This is a genomic window from Streptomyces sp. NPDC026377 (genome assembly GCF_055567715.1).
This window is the reverse complement of record NZ_JBVHPV010000021.1, coordinates 83104-101660: the sequence shown is the minus strand read 5'-3', so window position 1 is coordinate 101660 and position 18557 is coordinate 83104. Positions and strand designations below refer to the sequence as shown.

Below are 18557 nucleotides of genomic sequence, written 5' to 3'. Positions count from 1 at the left end.
TTACACCGCCCTCATCAGCAGGGTCGCGGCGATGAGCACCGCCGCGCCTCCGAACATCGACACCGCGTAGGTGCGGGCGAAGCCGTTCTGCAGCTTGCGCAGCCGGCCGGACAGCCCGCCGAACCCGGCCGCGGTGCCGTTGACCACACCGTCGACCAGGGTGTGGTCGACGTACACCAGCGAGCGGGTGAGGTGCTCGCCGCCGCGGACCAGGACCACGTGGTTGAAGTCGTCCTGGAGCAGGTCGCGGCGGGCGGCCCGGGTGAGCAGCGAGCCGCGCGGGGCGGTGACCGGGACCGGCTTGCGTCCGTACTGGAGGTACGCGAGGCCGACGCCGATCAGCAGCACCGTGACGGTGGCCGCGGTGACCGCCGCCTCGCTCACCGGCGAGTCGCCGTGCGAGAGGCTCGTGACCGGCTCCAGCCACTTCACGAAGGACTCGTTGATGCTGAAGAGCCCGCCCGCGAGGACCGAGCCGAAGGCCAGCACGATCATCGGGATCGTCATGGTGCCCGGCGACTCGTGCGGGTGCGGCCGGGCGTGCTCACCGCGGTGCTCGGCGGCCGGCTCCACGCTTGGCTCGGCCGGCGAGGGGGTCGGGGCGTCGCGCCAGCGCTCCTCGCCGAAGAACGTCATCAGCATCACGCGCGTCATGTAGTACGCGGTGATGGCGGCGCCCAGCAGGGTGACCGCGCCGAGGATCCAGCCCTCGGTGCCGCCCTTGGCGAAGGCCGCCTCGATGATCTTGTCCTTGGACCAGAAGCCGGACAGGCCCGGGAAGCCGATGATGGCGAGGTAGCCGAGGCCGAAGGTGATGAAGGTGACCGGCATGTACTTGCGCAGGCCGCCGTACCGGCGCATGTCGACCTCGTCGTTCATCCCGTGCATCACGGAGCCCGCGCCGAGGAAGAGCCCGGCCTTGAAGAAGCCGTGGGTCACCAGGTGCATGATCGCGAAGGGGTAGCCGATGGGGCCGAGGCCGGTGGCGAGGACCATGTAGCCGATCTGCGACATGGTCGAGCCCGCCAGGGCCTTCTTGATGTCGTCCTTGGCGCAACCGACGATCGCACCGAACAGGAGCGTGACCGCGCCGACGACCACCACGACCGTCTGCACGTCCGGCACCGCGTTGAAGATCACGCCGGAGCGGGTGATCAGGTAGACGCCCGCGGTCACCATCGTCGCCGCGTGGATCAGGGCCGAGACCGGGGTCGGGCCCTCCATCGCGTCCCCGAGCCAGGACTGGAGCGGCACCTGGGCGGACTTGCCGCAGGCGGCGAGCAGCAGCATCAGGCCGATGGCGGTGTTGCGGCCGTCGCTGGTCTCGCCGACCCGGTCGAAGACGGTCGCGAAGGCGAACGAGCCCCAGGTGGTGAACATGACCATGATGGCGATGGACAGGCCCATGTCGCCGACCCGGTTGACCAGGAAGGCCTTCTTGGCAGCCGTCGCCGCACTGGGCTTGTGCTGCCAGAAGCCGATGAGCAGGTAGGACGCCAGACCCACGCCCTCCCAGCCCACGTACAGCAGCAGGTAGTTGTCGGCGAGGACCAGCAGGAGCATCGCCGCGAGGAACAGGTTGAGGTAGCCGAAGAAGCGGCGGCGGTTCTCGTCGTGCTCCATGTAGCCGATCGAGTAGATGTGGATCAGGGTGCCCACACCGGTGATCAGCAGGACGAAGGTCATCGACAGCTGGTCGAGCTGGAAGCCGACGTCGGCCTGGAAGCCCTCCACCGGGACCCAGCTGAACAGGTGCTTGTGCACCGCCCGCTCGTCGGCCGAGCGGCCCAGCATGTCGGCGAAGAGCGCCACGCCGAGGCCGAAGGAGACGGCCGCGAGCAGGGTGCCCAGCCAGTGCCCGACGGCGTCGAGCCGCCGTCCGCCGCACAGCAGGACGGCCGCTCCGAGCAGAGGCGCCGCGATGAGCAGCGCAATCAGGTTCTCTGTGTTTCCCACGGTTCTAGCGACCCCTCAGAGCTTCATCAGGCTGGCGTCGTCGACCGATGCCGAGTGGCGGGAGCGGAAGAGCGACACGATGATCGCGAGCCCGACCACGACCTCCGCGGCGGCGACGACCATCGTGAAGAACGCGATGATCTGGCCGTCGAGGTTGCCGTGCATCCGGGAGAAGACCACGAACGCGAGGTTGCAGGCGTTGAGCATCAGCTCGACGCACATGAAGACCACGATCGCGTTCCGCCTGATGAGCACGCCGGCCGCGCCGATGGTGAACAACAGGGCTGACAGATAGAGGTAATTGACGGGGTTCACTTCGCGGCCTCCTCTTCCCGGCCGAGCCGCTCGGCGGAGCGCTGCTCCAGCGCCTTCAGGTCGGACAGCGCCTGGCTGGACACGTCACGGATCTGACCGCGGCCGCGCAGCGTCTGGTTGACGGTGAGCTCGGACGGTGTGCCGTCGGGCAGCAGGCCCGCGATGTCCACCGCGTTGTGCCGGGCGTAGACCCCCGGGGCCGGCAGGGGCGGCAGGTGCTTGCCCTCGCGCACGCGCTGCTCGGAGAGCTCGCGCTGGGTCCTGGCGCGCTCGGTGCGCTCGCGGTGGGTGAGCACCATCGCGCCGATCGCCGAGGTGATCAGCAGGGCGCCGGTGATCTCGAAGGCGAACACGTACTTGGTGAAGATGAGGGCGGCCAGGCCCTCCACGTTGCCACCGGCGTTGGCCTGCTTGAGGCCGTCGAAATGCTTCAGGGAGGCGTTGGCGATGCCCGCGATCAGGAGCACCCCGAAACCGGTCCCGCAGACCGCGGCCCAGACGCGCTGGCCCTTGATGGTCTCCTGGAGCGAGTCCGCCGCGGTGACACCGACCAGCATCACCACGAAGAGGAAGAGCATCATGATCGCGCCGGTGTAGACGACGACCTGGACGATACCCAGGAAGTACGCCCCGTTGGCGAGGTAGAAGACCGCCAGGACGATCATCGTCCCGGCCAGGCACAGCGCGCTGTGCACGGCCTTCTTCATCAGGACGGTGCACAGCGCGCCGATGACGGCGACGGTGCCCAGCACCCAGAACTGGAACGCCTCCCCGGTGGAGGTCGTCGTGGCGGAGACGGCGAGCTGCATCACGCGTCCACCTCCTCGGGCTGCTCCCCGGCGGCGGTCCGCTCGGCGGCCGGGGGCCGCTCGCCCCGGGAGACGGCGACCTGGCGGACCGTGCCGGGGGCGGCCTCGGTGACCAGGCCCCGGTAGTAGTCGCCCTCGGTCATCCCGGGATGGATCGCGTGCGGCGAGTCGACCATGCCCTCGTCGAGCCCGGCGAGCAACTGCTCCTTGGTGTAGATCAGGTTCGCGCGGCTGCTGTCGGCCAGTTCGAACTCGTTGGTCATCGTCAGCGCGCGCGTGGGGCACGCCTCGATGCACAGGCCGCACAGGATGCAGCGGGCGTAGTTGATCTGGTAGACGATTCCGTACCGCTCGCCCGGCGAGTAGCGCTCCTCGTCCGTGTTGTCGGCGCCCTCCACGTAGATCGCGTCGGCCGGGCAGGCCCAGGCGCACAGCTCGCAGCCGACACACTTCTCCAGGCCGTCCGGATGCCGGTTGAGCTGGTGGCGCCCGTGGAAGCGGGGGGCCGTGGTCTTCTGCTGCTCCGGATACTGCTCGGTCAGCCGCTTCTTGAACATGGCCTTGAAGGTCACGCCGAAGCCGGCCACCGGGTTGAGGAACTTGTCCTCCGACGAAGCCCCGGGCTCCCCCGAAGTCTCCGCCGGTTCCGATGACTTAGACACCCTCGTCCTCCCTTCCATCACGGTCACTCTCAGTATCGGGCCCACCACTGACAACCAACTCCCGCTGGTGGCGCGGGCGTCGCCTGGGCACCGGCGGAAGGGTCTGTCCGGGCAGCGGTGGCACCGGGAATCCGCCCGCCATCGGGTCGAACGCGGGTGGCTCCGCCTCGGCCGCCGACTCCTCCTTGCGGCCCCGGAAGACGTCCGCGACCAGCGAGATCAGCAGGACCGCGACGACCGCGCCTCCCACGTACAGCACGATCTTGGAGAAGTCGTGGCCGTCGTTGCGCAGCGCGCGCACGGTCGCCACCAGCATCAGCCAGACGACCGAGACCGGGATGAGGACCTTCCAGCCGAGCTTCATCAGCTGGTCGTAGCGGACGCGGGGCAGCGTGCCGCGCAGCCAGATGAAGAAGAACAGCAGCAGCTGGACCTTGATGACGAACCAGAGCATCGGCCACCAGCCGTGGTTGGCGCCCTCCCAGAAGGTGGACACGGGCCACGGGGCCCGCCAGCCGCCCAGGAAGAGGGTGGTCGACACCGCCGAGACGGTGACCATGTTGACGTACTCGGCCAGCATGAACAGCGCGAACTTGATCGACGAGTACTCGGTGTTGAAGCCGCCGACGAGGTCGCCCTCGGACTCGGGCATGTCGAACGGGGCGCGGTTGGTCTCGCCCACCATGGTGACCACGTAGATGATGAAGGAGACCGGCAGCAACACGATGTACCAGCGGTCGTGCTGCTGGGCGACGATCTCCGAGGTCGACATCGACCCCGAGTAGAGGAAGACCGAGGCGAAGGCCGCGCCCATCGCGATCTCGTACGAGATCATCTGCGCGCACGAGCGGAGCCCGCCGAGCAGCGGGTACGTCGAGCCGGAGGACCAGCCCGCGAGCACGATGCCGTAGATGCCGACCGAGGCGCACGCGAGGATGTAGAGCATCGCGATCGGCAGGTCGGTGAGCTGCATCGTGGTGCGGTGGCCGAAGATCGAGACCTCGTTGCCGGACGGCCCGAAGGGGATCACGGCGATCGCCATGAAGGCGGGGATCGCGGCGACGATCGGGGCCAGGACGTAGACCACCTTGTCGGCCCGCTTGACGACCACGTCCTCCTTCAGCATCAGCTTGATGCCGTCGGCGAGGGACTGGAGCATCCCCCAGGGGCCGTGCCGGTTGGGGCCGATGCGCAACTGCATCCAGGCGACGACCTTGCGCTCCCAGACGATCGAGAACAGCACGGTCACCATCAGGAACGCGAAGCAGAACACGGCCTTGAGGGCGATGAGCCACCAGGGGTCGCGGCCGAACAGGGAGAGGTCCTCGGCCGCGAGGAAGGTCGGGGTCACGCGCGCACCTCCGGTACGTGGACGGCGGCGCCCGGTGCCGCGGGGCGGGAGGGGAAGTCGGTCACGGCCGCACCTCCGGTGCGGCCGTGGTGGCGGCCCGCGCCGCCGGGCCGATGCGGACGATCCGGCCCGGGACCGCTCCGGTGTCCGCGTACACGCCGTCGCCGGCCGAGTGGAGCGGCAGCCACACCACCCGGTCGGGCATCTCGGTGACCTTCAGCGGCAGCCGGACCGCGCCCTCGGGGCCGCTCACCTGGAGCAGGTCGCCGTCCTTGACGCCGCACTCGGCCGCGGTGGCGGCCGAGAGCCGGGCGAGGGCCGCGTGCCGGGTCCCGGCCAGCGCCTCGTCGCCCTCCTGGAGGGTGCCGAGGTCGAGCAGCAGCCGGTGGCCGGCGAGGACCGCCTCGCCCTCGGCGGGCCGGGGCAGGGCGTGGCCGGTTTCCAGCGGCTCGGTGGCGCGCGGCCCGTCCCAGTGGCCCAGGCTTCGCAGCTCCGCGCGCGCGGCGCGGTTGTCGGGGAGCGCCAGGTGCACGTCCATGGCGTCCGCCAGCATGTGCAGTACGCGCGCGTCGGCGGGTGCCAGGCGCCGGGTCATCTGCTCGGGCTTCAGGGCGGCCTCGAACATCCGCGCCCTGCCCTCCCAGTTGAGGAAGAAGCCGGACTTCTCGGCGACGGCCGCGACCGGGAAGACCACGTCCGCCCGTTCGGTGACCTCGCTCGGCCGCAGCTCCAGGGAGACCACGAAGGCCCCGGCCAGTGCTTCACGCGCGCGTGCCGGATCCGGCAGGTCGGCCGGGTCGACGCCCGCGACCAGCAGTGCGCCCAGCTCGCCGGTGGCCGCGGCCTCGACGATCTGGCCGGTGTCCCGGCCGAAGCGGTGCGGCAGTTCGCGCACGCCCCAGGCGGCGGCCACCTCCTCACGCGCGCGTGGATCGGTGGCGGGGCGCCCGCCGGGCAGCAGCGCCGCCAGGGCGCCCGCCTCGATCGCGCCCCGCTCGCCCGCCCGGCGCGGGATCCACACCAGTTCGGCTCCGGTCGCGGCGGATGCCCGTACGGCCGCGGTCAGCGCGCCGGGGACCGCCGCGAGGCGCTCGCCGACCACGATGACCGAGCCGGGGGCCCGCAGCGCCTCGGCGGCGGCCGAGCCGTCACCGTCCAGTCCGACCCCGCCCGCCAGCGCGTCCAGCCACTCGGTCTCGGTCCCGGGCGCGGCGGGCAGCAGCGTGCCGCCCGCCTTCTCCAGGCCCGGTGTCATATGGGTGGCCAGGGAGAAGGTGCGCTGGCCGTGCTTGCGCCAGGCCTTGCGCAGCCGCAGGAAGACGCCGGGCGCCTCCTCCTCCGCCTCGAACCCGGCGAGCAGGACCGCGGGCGCCTTCTCCAGGGAGGAGTACGTGACGCCCTGACCGGTGAGGTGGCCGCGCCCGGCGACGCGCGCCGCCAGGAAGTCGGCCTCCTCGGCCGAGTGCACGCGCGCGCGGAAGTCGACGTCGTTGGTGTCGAGGGCGATCCGGGCGAACTTGGCGTACGCGTAGGCGTCCTCGACGGTCAGCCGGCCGCCGGTGAGCACCCCGGCCCTGCCCCGGGCGGCCAGCAGCCCGGCCGCGGCCGCCTCCAGCGCCTCGGGCCAGGAGGCGGGCTCCAGCTCACCGGCCGCGTTGCGCACCAGCGGGGTGGTGAGCCGGTCCGGCTTCTGCGCGTACCGGAAGGCGAACCGGCCCTTGTCGCACAGCCATTCCTCGTTGACCTCGGGGTCGTTGGCCGCGAGGCGCCGCATGACCTTGCCGCGCCGGTGGTCGGTGCGGGTGGCGCAGCCGCCCGCGCAGTGCTCGCACACCGACGGCGAGGAGACCAGGTCGAAGGGGCGGGAGCGGAACCGGTAGGCCGCCGAGGTCAGCGCGCCGACCGGGCAGATCTGGATGGTGTTGCCGGAGAAGTACGACTCGAACGGGTCGCCCTCGCCGGTGCCGACCTGCTGGAGGGCGCCGCGCTCCAGGAGCTCGATCATCGGGTCGCCCGCGATCTGCTCGGAGAAGCGCGTGCAGCGCGCGCACAGCACGCACCGCTCGCGGTCGAGCAGCACCTGCGCCGAGATCGGCACCGGCTTCTCGTAGGTGCGCTTGTGGCCGTCGAAGCGGGTGTCGGTGTCGCCCACCAGCATGGCCTGGTTCTGGAGCGGGCACTCGCCGCCCTTGTCGCAGACCGGGCAGTCCAGCGGGTGGTTGATGAGCAGCAGCTCCATCACCCCGCGCTGGGACTTCTCGGCCACCGGCGACGTCAGCTGGGACTTGACCACCATGCCGTCGGTGCAGGTGATGGTGCAGGACGCCATCGGCTTGCGCTGGCCCTCCACCTCCACGATGCACTGGCGGCAGGCACCGACCGGGTCGAGCAGCGGGTGGTCGCAGAACCGCGGGATCTCGATGCCGATCTGCTCGGCGGCCCGGATCACCAGCGTGCCCTTGGGGACGCTGATCTCCACGCCGTCGATGGTCAGCGAGACCAGGTCCTCGGGCGGTACCGCCGCCTCCGCGCCGCCGGAGGGAGCGCCAGTCGTCACCGTCATGCGTTCACCTCCGTGGTGCGGTGCGGGCTGTCGGCCCACAGGGTCGACTTGGCCGGGTCGAAGGGGCAGCCCCGGCCCGTGATGTGCTGCTCGTACTCCGCGCGGAAGTACTTGAGCGAGGAGAAGATGGGCGCCGCGGCGCCGTCGCCGAGCGCGCAGAACGACTTGCCGTTGATGTTGTCGGCGATGTCGGCGAGCTTGTCGAGGTCGTCCATGGCGCCCTTGCCCACCTCGATGTCGCGGAGCAACTGGACCAGCCAGTACGTCCCTTCGCGGCAGGGCGTGCACTTTCCGCAGGACTCGTGGGCGTAGAACTCGGTCCAGCGGGTGACCGCCCGCACCACGCAGGTCGTCTCGTCGAAGCACTGCAGCGCCTTGGTGCCGAGCATGGAGCCCGCGGCGCCGACGCCCTCGTAGTCCAGGGGTACGTCGAGGTGCTCATCGGTGAACATCGGGGTCGAGGAGCCGCCGGGCGTCCAGAACTTGAGCCGGTGCCCGGGCCGCATTCCGCCGCTCATGTCGAGCAGCTGGCGCAGGGTGATGCCGAGCGGGGCCTCGAACTGGCCGGGGCTGGCGACGTGGCCGCTGAGCGAGTACAGCGTGAAGCCCGGGGACTTCTCGCTCCCCATCGACTTGAACCAGTCTTTGCCTCGGTGGAGGATCGCGGGAACGCTGGCGATGGACTCGACGTTGTTGACAACAGTGGGGCACGCGTAGAGACCGGCGACCGCGGGGAAGGGGGGGCGCAGCCGGGGCTGACCGCGACGGCCTTCCAGCGAGTCCAGCAGGGCGGTCTCCTCACCGCAGATGTAGGCGCCGGCGCCCGCGTGGACGGTGAGTTCGAGGTCGAGGCCGCTGCCGAGGATGTCCTTGCCGAGGAAGCCCGCCGCGTAGGCCTCCCGCACGGCCTCGTGCAGCCTCCGCAGGACGGGGACGACCTCCCCGCGCAGATAGATGAACGCGTGCGACGACCTGATCGCGTAACAGGCGATCACGATGCCCTCGATGAGGCTGTGCGGGTTGGCGAAGAGGAGCGGGATGTCCTTGCAGGTCCCGGGCTCCGACTCGTCGGCGTTGACAACCAGATAGTGCGGTTTGCCATCGCCCTGCGGGATGAACTGCCACTTCATGCCCGTGGGGAAGCCCGCGCCGCCCCGGCCGCGCAGCCCGGAGTCCTTCACGTACGCGATGAGGTCGTCCGGTGACATGGCCAGGGCCTTGCGCAGCCCCTCGTAGCCGTCGTGCCGGCGGTAGGTCTCCAGGGTCCAGGACTCGCTCTCGTCCCAGAACGCGGAGAGCACGGGCGCCAGCAGTTTCTCCGGGCTGCTTCCGTTCCCGTTGCCGCTGAGTTCGGGTGCCAAGGTCATCACTCCCCCTCCTCGTCGACCGGGCCCGCCGGGTGCGCGGGGTCGGAAGCAGAGGTCTGCTGCGGTGCGTCGTGCGAGCTCAGGTGCCCGGAGCCGGGCTGGGCCGCGTCACGGGGGCCCGTGCCGCGCGGACCCTCGCCGCCGGCGCTCTCGTCGCCGGGGCCCTCGCCGCGCGGGTGGACCACGCGCGGCTGCGGTGCCTCGCCCTTGGCCAGGCGCAGGCCGACCAGGGAGGCCGGGCCCGCGCCCCCGCTCGCCGCGACGGCGCCGGGGCGCTCGTCGGGGAAGCCGGCCAGGATGCGGGCGGTCTCCTTGTAGGTGCACAGCGGAGCCCCGCGGGTGGGCTCCACCGGCTTGCCCGCGCGCAGGTCGTCGACGAGGCGTTTGGCCGACTCGGGGGTCTGGTTGTCGAAGAACTCCCAGTTGACCATCACCACGGGCGCGAAGTCGCAGGCGGCGTTGCACTCGATGTGTTCGAGCGTCACCTTGCCGTCGGGGGTGGTCTCGTCGTTGCCCACTCCGAGGTGGCGCTTGAGCTCGTCGAAGATGGCGTCCCCGCCCATCACGGCGCACAGGGTGTTGGTGCAGACGCCCACCTGGTAGTCGCCCGAGGGCTTGCGCCGGTACATGGTGTAGAAGGTGGCCACCGCGGTCACCTCGGCGGTCGTGAGGTCCAGCATCTCGGCGCAGAAGCGCATCCCGGTGCGGGAGACATGGCCCTCCTGCGACTGCACGAGGTGCAGCAGCGGCAGCAGCGCGGAGCGGCTGCCCGGATAGCGGGCGATGACCTCCTTGGCGTCGGCCTCCAGCCGGGCGCGGACGTCGGCCGGGTAGTCGGGCGCGGGCAGCTGGGGCATGCCCAGGCTCGTCGGCGTGGTCTCGGTCACCGGTCGACGCCTCCCATCACGGGGTCGATGGACGCCACGGCCACGATGACGTCGGCGACCTGGCCGCCCTCGCACATCGCCGCCATGGCCTGGAGATTGGTGAAGGACGGATCGCGGAAGTGGACCCGGTAGGGGCGGGTGCCTCCGTCGCTCACGACGTGCACCCCGAGCTCGCCCTTGGGCGACTCGACGGCCGCGTACGCCTGTCCGAGGGGCACCCGGAAGCCCTCGGTCACCAGCTTGAAGTGGTGGATCAGGGACTCCATGGAGGTGCCCATGATCTTCTTGATGTGGTCGAGGGAGTTGCCGAGTCCGTCCGGGCCGAGCGCGAGCTGGGCGGGCCAGGCGATCTTCTTGTCGGCGACCATGACCGGGCCGGGCTCCAGCCGGTCCAGGCACTGCTCGACGATCCTGAGCGACTGGCGCATCTCCTCCAGCCGCACCAGGAAGCGGCCGTAGGCGTCGCAGCTGTCGGCGGTGGGGACCTCGAAGTCGTAGGTCTCGTAGCCGCAGTACGGGTCGGTCCTGCGCAGGTCGTGCGGCAGGCCCGCGGAGCGCAGGATCGGGCCGGTGGCCCCCAGCGCCATGCAGCCGGTCAGGTCGAGGTAGCCGACGTCCTGCATCCGGGCCTTGAAGATCGGGTTGCCGGTGGCGAGCTTGTCGTACTCCGGCAGGTTCTTCTTCATCGTCTTCACGAACTCACGGAGCTGGTCCACCGCGCCCGGGGGGAGGTCCTGGGCGAGGCCGCCGGGGCGGACGAACGCGTGGTTCATGCGCAGTCCGGTGATCAGCTCGAAGATGTCCAGGATGAGTTCGCGGTCCCGGAAGCCGTAGATCATGATCGTGGTGGCGCCGAGCTCCATGCCGCCGGTGGCGATGCAGACCAGGTGCGAGGAGAGCCGGTTCAGCTCCATCAGGAGCACCCGGATCACCGAGGCGCGGTCGGGGATCTGGTCGGTGATGCCGAGCAGCTTCTCCACGCCCAGGCAGTACGCCGTCTCGTTGAAGAACGGCGTCAGGTAGTCCATGCGCGTGACGAAGGTGGTGCCCTGCGTCCAGGTGCGGAATTCGAGGTTCTTCTCGATGCCGGTGTGCAGATAGCCGATGCCGCAGCGGGCCTCGGTGACGGTCTCGCCGTCGATCTCCAGGATCAGCCGGAGCACACCGTGCGTGGAGGGGTGCTGGGGGCCCATGTTGACGACGATGCGCTCGTCGTCGGCGCGGGCGGCGGTGCGGGCGACCTCGTCCCAGTCGCCGCCGGTGACCGTGTAGACGGTCCCCTCGGTCGTCTCCCGGGCAGAAGCGCGGGAAGCGTCACTGGCAGTGCTCATCAGGTGTACGACCTCCGCTGGTCCGGAGCCGGGATCTGGGCGCCCTTGTACTCGACGGGGATGCCGCCGAGGGGGTAGTCCTTGCGCTGCGGGAAGCCCTGCCAGTCGTCCGGCATCATGATCCGGGTGAGGGCGGGGTGGCCGTCGAAGACCAGGCCGAAGAAGTCGTAGGCCTCGCGCTCGTGCCAGTCGTTGGTGGGGTAGACGGCGACCAGGGACGGCAGGTGCGGATCGCTGTCCGGGGCGGTGACCTCCAGGCGGATCAGCCGGCCGTGGGTGAGCGAGCGCAGGTGGTAGACGGCGTGCAGCTCGCGGCCCTTGTCGCCGGGGAAGTGGACGCCGCTGACGCCCGTGCAGAGCTCGAAGCGCAGGGCCGGGTCGTCACGCAGGGTCCGGGCCACGCGGACGAGGTGCTCGCGCGCGATGTGGAAGGTGAGCTCGCCGCGGTCCACGACCGTCTTCTCGATGGCGTTCTCGGGGAGCAGGTCCTGCTCCTCCAGGGCGCCTTCGAGTTCGTCGGCCACCTCGTCGAACCAGCCGCCGTAGGGGCGGGAGGAGGCGCCGGGCAGGGTGACGGTGCGCACCAGGCCGCCGTAGCCGCTGGTGTCGCCGCCCTTCTCCGCGCCGAACATGCCCCGGCGGACGCCGATGACGTCGCCGGTGTCGTCGCGCTGGGCGGGCAGGCCGCCGCTCTCGGGCGCCTCGGGCGTCCCGGGGGCGTCGCCCGGCCCCTTGGGAGTACGGTCGTCGCTCACCGCAGCAGCCCCTTCATCTCGATGGTGGGCAGCGCCTTGAGGGCGGCCTCCTCCGCCTCGCGGGCGGCCTCCTCCGCGTTCACGCCGAGCTTGGAGCCCTGGATCTTCTGGTGGAGCTTGAGGATCGCGTCGATGAGCATCTCGGGGCGGGGCGGGCAGCCGGGCAGATAGATGTCGACCGGGACAATATGGTCAACACCCTGCACAATCGCGTAATTGTTGAACATTCCGCCCGAGGATGCGCACACCCCCATGGAGATGACCCACTTGGGGTTGGGCATCTGGTCGTAGACCTGCCGCAGGACCGGCGCCATCTTCTGGCTCACCCGGCCCGCCACGATCATCAGGTCCGCCTGGCGCGGCGAGCCGCGGAAGACCTCCATGCCGAAGCGGGCCAGGTCGTAGCGGCCGGCGCCGGTCGTCATCATCTCGATGGCGCAGCAGGCCAGACCGAAGGTGGCGGGGAAGACGGACGCCTTGCGCACCCAGCCCGCGGCCTGTTCGACAGTGGTCAGCAGAAAGCCGCTCGGCAGCTTCTCTTCGAGTCCCATAGGTGCCCCTCAGCCCCTCAGTCCCATTCCAGGCCGCCGCGCCGCCATACGTACGCGTAGGCGACGAACACGGTGAGCACGAAGAGCAGCATCTCGACGAGCCCGAAGACCCCCAGGGCGTCGAAGGTGACGGCCCAGGGGTAGAGGAAGACGATCTCGATGTCGAAGACGATGAAGAGCATCGCCGTCAGGTAGTACTTGATGGGGAAGCGGCCGCCTCCGGCCGGCGTGGGAGTCGGTTCGATGCCGCACTCGTACGCCTCAAGTTTCGCCCGGTTGTACCTTTTTGGGCCGATAAGCGTGGCCATGACCACGGAGAAGATCGCAAACCCAGCCCCTAGGGCGCCGAGCACGAGGATGGGCGCGTAGGCATTCACGCTCCTCGCTCCTTCCAGTCGTCCTTGACCGTTGGACCGCACACGGGCGCCGCTGCCGCCCCCTCCCGCCGCGCGAAGATCGCGCACATGTGAGGCAGTTCACAAGCCCGACTGCACCGCATCCTATGCCCGGCGGTCTGTGATCTGCGACACGGGGTACGCCAACGGCTTTGTGATCTCCACCACCTGACGAAGGATCATGAAGTCGGATGAGCGGTGATCTTCACACCTGAAGCGGCCGAGTGATCACAAGGCGTAGCATCTGCTCCTGTTACCGCTGGTCGCAAGGGGTGCGGCACTATCAAGGCATGGGCCCTACAAGCAAATTGGCGATGGACTCGTCCGGGTGATAGAGGATCGCGGCCCACTCATGCGGGTGAGGGCGTCGCCAACCGGTGGACCTGTGCACGCGTTCACGAACTCCGCACCACCGCGCCGACCGACGCGGAACGACCCGGACCGGCCTTAAACGATCTAGAAGCGACACCCCGCCGCCGCCCGGCGCGCCACCATGATCACGAACCGGTCACGGGACGGGAGACGCCCGGATACGAAGTGACCTGTGTCACACGGAGCGGTCACGAATTAAACCGGGCTTGGCCAACGGTGTGAACGGATGGTAGGCGACGGGCAATTCGGACTATTTATAAAAACCACATGATCACAGCAGTGATCGCGCATGCCCGTATTGCCCGTTACGGCGTCAATAAGGGCGCGCAGGAAGTGGATTCGTCCGTTCCGAGCACAACTGTGGCGCAGCACACGTTTCTTGAAGGGAACCCTGTACCCCTGATAGCGGTTGTACTCATGTCCCACACCGCTCACATACCCAGCCACCGGAAGCCCCGCCGCAGCGCCTCCAAGCTCGCGCTCCGTGCCGGAGTTGCCGGTGGCGTCCTCAGCACCATCGCGGTGGCCGGCGCCGCCGCCCCGGCCATCGCCGCCGAGCCGGTGACCGAGACCATCGAGATGCCCACGCTCACGTCCGGTCTCGCGAGCACCGCCGCCGCCGCCTCCGAGGCCACCCAGCAGGTCGCCGCCGACCTCCAGCTGAAGGCCGAGCAGAACGCCGCCGCCTCCAGCGCCGCCAAGCTCGCCAAGAAGGCGAAGGCCGACGCGGACGCCAAGGCAGAGGCGGAGAAGAAGGCCAAGGCGGAAGCCGAGGCCAAGGCGAAGGCGGAGGCCGCCGAGCGCGCCTCCCGCTCCTCCGCGCGCACGACCCTGGCCTCGACCGGTGGCGGCGGCAGCAGTAGCAGCACCGTCACCCAGTCCTCCACCGCCACGGGTTCCGCCGCCACCATCGTGAACTTCGCGCTGGCGCAGGTCGGCAAGGCGTACGTGTCCGGAGCCACCGGCTCCAGCGCGTACGACTGCTCGGGCCTGGTACAGGCCGCCTACCGCCAGGTCGGCATCGACCTGCCGCGCGTCTCGCAGGACCAGTCGACCGCGGGCCGCCAGGTCTCGCTCTCGAACCTCCAGGCGGGCGACATCCTGTACTGGGGCGGCGCGGGCTCGGCGTACCACGTGGCCATCTACGTCGGCGGCGGCAAGTTCGTCGGCGCGCAGAACTCCTCGACCGGTGTGGTCGAGCGCAGCATGGACTGGGACCGGCCGACCGGCGCGGTCCGCGTCCTCTAGTCGCGGCGCTCAGGGATACGGCGAAGGGCCGGTGCTCCTCTCGGGGGGAGCACCGGCCCTTTCGCGCGCGCGGCGTGCGTGAGGGAGCCGCTCAGGCCTTGGGCGCCACCTTCGAGAGGCCGTTGATGATGCGGTCCATCGCGTCGCCGCCCGTGGGGTCGGTCAGGTTGGCCAGCATCTTCAGGGTGAACTTCATCAGCACCGGGTGCGTCAGGCCGCGCTGGGTGGCGATCTTCATGACCTTCGGGTTGCCGATGAGCTTCACGAAGGCGCGGCCCAGCGTGTAGTAGCCGCCGTAGGTGTCCTTGAGGACCTTGGGGTAGTTGTGCAGGGCCAGTTCGCGCTGGGCGGGGGTCGCGCGGGCGTGGGCCTGGACGATGACGTCGGCCGCGATCTGGCCGGACTCCATGGCGTACGCGATGCCCTCGCCGTTGAACGGGTTGACCAGGCCGCCCGCGTCGCCCACCAGCAACAGGCCCTTGGTGTAGTGCGGCTGGCGGTTGAAGGCCATGGGCAGGGCCGCGCCGCGGATGGGGCCCGTCATGTTCTCCTCCGTGTAGCCCCAGTCGGCGGGCATGGAGGCGCACCAGGCCTTCAGGACCTCGCGCCAGTCCAGCTCCTTGAAGGAGGCGGAGGTGTTGAGGACGCCGAGGCCGACGTTGGAGGTGCCGTCGCCCATGCCGAAGATCCAGCCGTAGCCGGGCAGGAGGCGGTCCTCGCCCGGGCCGCGCCGGTCCCACAGCTCCAGCCAGGACTCCAGGTAGTCGTCGTCGTGGCGGGGCGAGTGGAAGTACGTCCGTACGGCCACGCCCATCGGGCGGTCCTCGCGGCGGTGCAGGCCCATGGCGAGGGAGAGGCGGGTGGAGTTGCCGTCGGCGGCGACGACCAGCGGCGCGTGGAAGGTGACTTCCCGCTTGTCCTCGCCGAGCTTGGCGTTCACACCGGTGATACGGCCCGTACGGTCGTCGATGACCGGCGCGCCCACGTTGCAGCGCTCGTACAGGCGGGCGCCTGCCTTCTGGGCCTGGCGGGCCAGCTGCTCGTCGAAGTCGTCGCGCTTGCGGACGAGTCCGTAGTCGGGGTAGCTGGCGAGCTCCGGCCAGTCGAGCTGGAGGCGGACGCCGCCGCCGATGATGCGCAGGCCCTTGTTCCGCAGCCAGCCGGCCTCTTCGGAGACGTCGATGCCCATGGCGACCAGCTGCTTGGTGGCGCGCGGGGTCAGGCCGTCGCCGCAGACCTTCTCGCGGGGGAAGGCGGTCTTCTCCAGCAGCAGTACGTCGAGTCCGGCCTTGGCCAGGTAGTACGCCGTGGTCGACCCGGCGGGGCCGGCCCCGACGACGATCACATCCGCGGTGTGCTCGGAGAGGGGCTCGGTCACAGCGGGTTCTCCCGAAGACTCGATTTCGTGTGCCGGAACGCACGGGACATGTGCAGTCTATGGGTGGGTGTTGATCGTTATCGCGAAGGGTTGCCCACGCCATGAGCTCCACCGAGGAGAAGTCCCTGCCCGCCGTGCCGGTCGTACGGCTGCGTGTGCCGACCGAGGAGGACGCGTACGCCTGGCACGAGGTGTTCGACGACCCGGAGGTCATGGAGTTCCACGGGGGCAGGGCGGCGGAGTTGTCGGTGTACGAGGAGCTGACGGCGCGCCAGCGCAGGCACGACGCGGAGCGGGGGTTCTGTCTGTGGACGCTCCTGGACGAGGACGACCGGGTCCTCGGCTTCACGGGCGCGCAGCCGTGGCCCCACGCGTGGGGGCCGGTCGGCGAGGTGGAGATCGGGTGGCGGCTCGCCCGGCGGGCGTGGGGTCGGGGGTACGCGACGGCCGCGGCCCGGGTCGCGGTGGATCGGGTCCGGGCCGCCGGGGTCGGCGGGGTGGTGGCCATGGTCGATGCCCGCAACGAGCGGTCCGTCGCCGTTACTCGGCGGCTGGGGATGCGGCTCGCCGAGACGTTCCGGACGCCCACGTCCGACCGGGAGGGATACTGCTTCCGGCTGGCGCTGTGAGGGTCGCGCCCGCGCGGCGGAGCCGCAGATGTCGCAGCCCCGTGTCCTAAACCCCGTGGGAGCGTCGTGTTTCGGCCAAGCTGAGGCGCGTCGGGGTCAGAACACCGACAGGCCCGTCAGGGTCGTGAAGCGGTCCAGGGCCGCCACGCCCGCCACCGAGTTGCCCCGGGCGTCCAGGCCCGGGCTCCAGACGCACAGCGTGCACCGGCCGGGGACGACCGCCATGATCCCGCCGCCCACACCGCTCTTGCCCGGCAGACCGACTCGGTACGCGAAGTCGCCCGCCGCGTCGTACGTCCCGCACGTCAGCATCACCGCGTTGACCTGCTTCGCCTCACTGCGCGACAGCAGGCGCGAGCCGTCCGCGCGCAGGCCGTGGCGGGCCAGGAAGCGGGCGGCCAGGGCCAGGTCGGCACAGCTCATCTCGATGGCGCACTGCCAGAAGTAGTGGTCGAGCAGCGTCGGTACGTCGTTGGCGATGTTGCCGTACGAGGCCATGAAGTGGGCCAGGGCCGCGTTCCGGTCGCCGTGGGCCGCCTCGGACTCGGCCACCACGGCGTCGAAGGCGAGCGCGGGGTTGCCGGTCTCCTCCCGCAGGAACTCAAGCAGCTCGCTGCTGGCGTCCCCGGTGAGGGTCTGGAGCCGGTCGGTCACGACCAGCGCGCCCGCGTTGATGAACGGATTGCGCGGGATGCCGTTCTCGTACTCCAGCTGGACCAGGGAGTTGAACGGGTTGCCCGAGGGCTCGCGGCCGACGTGCTCCCACAGGCTGTCGCCGCCGCGCGCGAGCGCCAGGGCGAGCGTGAACACCTTGGTGATCGACTGCGCGGAGAAGGGGCGCTGCCAGTCCCCCACCCCGTACACCTTGCCGTCGAGGTCGGCGACGGCCATCCCGAAGCGGGACGGGTCCACGTCGGCGAGGGCGGGGATGTAGGCGGCGGGGGTGCCGCCGCCCACGAGGGGCGCGACATCGTCCGCGATCTGCTGGAGGACGGCCTGGTAGTCCTGCTGGTCCACGGGGTGCCGGTACCGGATGCCGGGTTACTGGGGCTTGTAGCCGCGGTGCAGCGCGACCACACCGCCGGTGAGGTTGCGCCAGGCGACCTTGGCCCAGCCCGCCTGCTGGAGCCGGGCCGCGAGCGCGGGCTGGTCGGGCCAGGCGCGGATGGACTCGGCGAGGTAGACGTACGCCTCGGGGTTGGACGAGACGGCCGTGGCGACCGGGGGCAGGGCGCGCATCAGGTACTCGCTGTAGACCGTACGGAACGGCTTCCAGGTCGGCTGCGAGAACTCGCAGATGACCACGCGGCCGCCGGGGCGGGTCACGCGCAGCAGCTCGCGCAGGGCGGTGTCGGTGTCCTGGACGTTGCGCAGGCCGAAGGAGATGGTGACGGCGTCGAAGGTGTCGTCCTTGAACGGGAGCTTCGTGGCGTCGCCCGCGGTGAAGGGGAGGTGGGGGTGGCGGCCCTTGCCGACCTTCAGCATCCCGAGGGAGAAGTCGCACGGGACGACGTACGCGCCGGTGGCGGCGAAGGGGAGGGAGGAGGTGGCGGTGCCCGCCGCGAGGTCGAGGACCTTCTGGGCGGGGCGGGCGTCGACCGCCCTGGCGACCTCCTTGCGCCAGAGGCGGGACTGGCCGAGGGAGAGTACGTCGTTGGTGAGGTCGTAGTTCGCGGCGACGTCGTCGAACATCGAGGCGACGTCGTGCGGCTGCTTGTCCAGGGATGCGCGGGTCACGGCTTCATTGTGCCTGGGGCTTCGCCCCCGCCGCCCACGCCCCCCGGGTTGCCCCGGGCCCTTTCCGCCTGCGGGCCGTGCGGCCTCGCCCCCTTTGCGCTGCGCGCGTGCCTTCGCGCTTCGCGCGGTTCTCCCCTACCCCGCCCCTTCCCGAAACTCTCCGAGGGTGCGTGTTTCGTCTGCGGGCCGGTGGGGGCCGGTCGCGCAGTTCCCCGCGCCCCTTTGGGCCGCCTCCGGCGGATCACATTGCC

At 70.4% G+C, this 18557-nt stretch carries 17 protein-coding genes; 2 read left to right on the top strand and 15 right to left on the bottom strand.

The features are described 5' to 3' along the window. The 12 genes from nuoL to ACZ4MU_RS31315 all read right to left on the bottom strand — a co-directional run bounded on the left by nuoL (position 1) and on the right by ACZ4MU_RS31315 (position 12924). On the bottom strand, positions 1-1956 hold the full coding sequence (gene nuoL / locus ACZ4MU_RS31370; protein WP_467882926.1) for an NADH-quinone oxidoreductase subunit L: 1956 nt from the start codon (positions 1954-1956) through the stop codon (positions 1-3). A 15-nt stretch (positions 1957-1971) separates the two neighbouring features. Further along, positions 1972-2271, bottom strand: coding sequence for an NADH-quinone oxidoreductase subunit NuoK (nuoK, locus tag ACZ4MU_RS31365; RefSeq protein ID WP_067163047.1), 300 nt, complete (start codon positions 2269-2271; stop codon positions 1972-1974). After that, the gene (locus tag ACZ4MU_RS31360) at positions 2268-3080 is read right to left on the bottom strand and encodes an NADH-quinone oxidoreductase subunit J (protein WP_467882947.1); all 813 of its coding nucleotides are present in this window, start codon (positions 3078-3080) and stop codon (positions 2268-2270) included. The genes nuoK and ACZ4MU_RS31360 overlap by 4 nt, the downstream gene beginning before the upstream one ends. After that, complete coding sequence (nuoI, locus tag ACZ4MU_RS31355; RefSeq protein WP_467882946.1) at positions 3080-3760, bottom strand: NADH-quinone oxidoreductase subunit NuoI; 681 nt, start codon at positions 3758-3760, stop codon at positions 3080-3082. Before nuoI ends, ACZ4MU_RS31360 begins: the two co-directional genes overlap by 1 nt. Next, positions 3735-5093 (bottom strand): NADH-quinone oxidoreductase subunit NuoH, encoded by a 1359-nt coding sequence (nuoH, locus tag ACZ4MU_RS31350; RefSeq protein ID WP_467882925.1) that lies wholly within the window; start codon positions 5091-5093, stop codon positions 3735-3737. Before nuoH ends, nuoI begins: the two co-directional genes overlap by 26 nt. A gap of 61 nt (positions 5094-5154) precedes the next feature. Next, a complete protein-coding gene (locus ACZ4MU_RS31345) occupies positions 5155-7656 on the bottom strand; it encodes an NADH-quinone oxidoreductase subunit G (RefSeq protein WP_467882924.1) in 2502 nt (833 codons plus the stop codon). Further along, positions 7653-9023: an NADH-quinone oxidoreductase subunit NuoF gene (gene nuoF / locus ACZ4MU_RS31340; RefSeq protein ID WP_467882923.1), complete on the bottom strand. Its 1371-nt coding sequence runs from the start codon at positions 9021-9023 to the stop codon at positions 7653-7655. Before nuoF ends, ACZ4MU_RS31345 begins: the two co-directional genes overlap by 4 nt. Then, positions 9023-9880: an NADH-quinone oxidoreductase subunit NuoE gene (gene nuoE, locus ACZ4MU_RS31335; RefSeq protein ID WP_467882945.1), complete on the bottom strand. Its 858-nt coding sequence runs from the start codon at positions 9878-9880 to the stop codon at positions 9023-9025. Before nuoE ends, nuoF begins: the two co-directional genes overlap by 1 nt. Positions 9881-9906: 26 nt before the next feature. Continuing rightward, entirely contained in the window at positions 9907-11241 is a 1335-nt protein-coding gene (locus ACZ4MU_RS31330; protein WP_467882922.1) for an NADH-quinone oxidoreductase subunit D, read from the bottom strand. Next, a complete protein-coding gene (locus tag ACZ4MU_RS31325) occupies positions 11241-11924 on the bottom strand; it encodes an NADH-quinone oxidoreductase subunit C (protein ID WP_358832694.1) in 684 nt (227 codons plus the stop codon). The genes ACZ4MU_RS31330 and ACZ4MU_RS31325 overlap by 1 nt, the downstream gene beginning before the upstream one ends. A gap of 68 nt (positions 11925-11992) precedes the next feature. After that, complete coding sequence (locus tag ACZ4MU_RS31320) at positions 11993-12547, bottom strand: NuoB/complex I 20 kDa subunit family protein (RefSeq protein ID WP_067163033.1); 555 nt, start codon at positions 12545-12547, stop codon at positions 11993-11995. A 17-nt stretch (positions 12548-12564) separates the two neighbouring features. Beyond that, positions 12565-12924, bottom strand: coding sequence for an NADH-quinone oxidoreductase subunit A (locus ACZ4MU_RS31315; protein WP_007383963.1), 360 nt, complete (start codon positions 12922-12924; stop codon positions 12565-12567). An 807-nt stretch (positions 12925-13731) separates the two neighbouring features. Between ACZ4MU_RS31315 and ACZ4MU_RS31310 the strand changes: the two genes are divergently transcribed. After that, the gene (locus ACZ4MU_RS31310) at positions 13732-14562 is read left to right on the top strand and encodes a C40 family peptidase (RefSeq protein ID WP_467882921.1); all 831 of its coding nucleotides are present in this window, start codon (positions 13732-13734) and stop codon (positions 14560-14562) included. A gap of 91 nt (positions 14563-14653) precedes the next feature. Here ACZ4MU_RS31310 and ACZ4MU_RS31305 read toward each other — a convergent pair whose 3' ends face one another. Further along, on the bottom strand, positions 14654-15940 hold the full coding sequence (locus ACZ4MU_RS31305; protein ID WP_358832686.1) for a geranylgeranyl reductase family protein: 1287 nt from the start codon (positions 15938-15940) through the stop codon (positions 14654-14656). A 101-nt stretch (positions 15941-16041) separates the two neighbouring features. Between ACZ4MU_RS31305 and ACZ4MU_RS31300 the strand changes: the two genes are divergently transcribed. Then, positions 16042-16569 (top strand): GNAT family N-acetyltransferase, encoded by a 528-nt coding sequence (locus ACZ4MU_RS31300; protein ID WP_467882920.1) that lies wholly within the window; start codon positions 16042-16044, stop codon positions 16567-16569. Positions 16570-16665: 96 nt separating this feature from the next. On the opposite strand, the gene ACZ4MU_RS31295 is transcribed toward ACZ4MU_RS31300, so the two are convergent. After that, complete coding sequence (locus ACZ4MU_RS31295; protein ID WP_467882919.1) at positions 16666-17586, bottom strand: glutaminase; 921 nt, start codon at positions 17584-17586, stop codon at positions 16666-16668. 24 nt (positions 17587-17610) lie between these two features. Beyond that, positions 17611-18306, bottom strand: coding sequence for a demethylmenaquinone methyltransferase (locus ACZ4MU_RS31290; protein ID WP_467882918.1), 696 nt, complete (start codon positions 18304-18306; stop codon positions 17611-17613). Between the last annotated feature and the right edge of the window lie 251 nt (positions 18307-18557).

What these genes read in the sequence shown, in the direction of transcription:
- ACZ4MU_RS31300 (WP_467882920.1), top strand. Translation starts at nt 16,042, where the DNA reads ATGAGCTCCACCGAGGAGAAGTCCCTGCCCGCCGTGCCGGTCGTACGG.
- nuoE (WP_467882945.1), bottom strand. Translation starts at nt 9,880, where the DNA reads ATGCCCCAGCTGCCCGCGCCCGACTACCCGGCCGACGTCCGCGCCCGG.
- ACZ4MU_RS31310 (WP_467882921.1), top strand. Translation starts at nt 13,732, where the DNA reads ATGTCCCACACCGCTCACATACCCAGCCACCGGAAGCCCCGCCGCAGC.
- ACZ4MU_RS31320 (WP_067163033.1), bottom strand. Translation starts at nt 12,547, where the DNA reads ATGGGACTCGAAGAGAAGCTGCCGAGCGGCTTTCTGCTGACCACTGTC.
- nuoI (WP_467882946.1), bottom strand. Translation starts at nt 3,760, where the DNA reads ATGGAAGGGAGGACGAGGGTGTCTAAGTCATCGGAACCGGCGGAGACT.
- ACZ4MU_RS31345 (WP_467882924.1), bottom strand. Translation starts at nt 7,656, where the DNA reads ATGACGGTGACGACTGGCGCTCCCTCCGGCGGCGCGGAGGCGGCGGTA.
- ACZ4MU_RS31360 (WP_467882947.1), bottom strand. Translation starts at nt 3,080, where the DNA reads ATGCAGCTCGCCGTCTCCGCCACGACGACCTCCACCGGGGAGGCGTTC.
- ACZ4MU_RS31330 (WP_467882922.1), bottom strand. Translation starts at nt 11,241, where the DNA reads ATGAGCACTGCCAGTGACGCTTCCCGCGCTTCTGCCCGGGAGACGACC.
- nuoF (WP_467882923.1), bottom strand. Translation starts at nt 9,023, where the DNA reads ATGACCTTGGCACCCGAACTCAGCGGCAACGGGAACGGAAGCAGCCCG.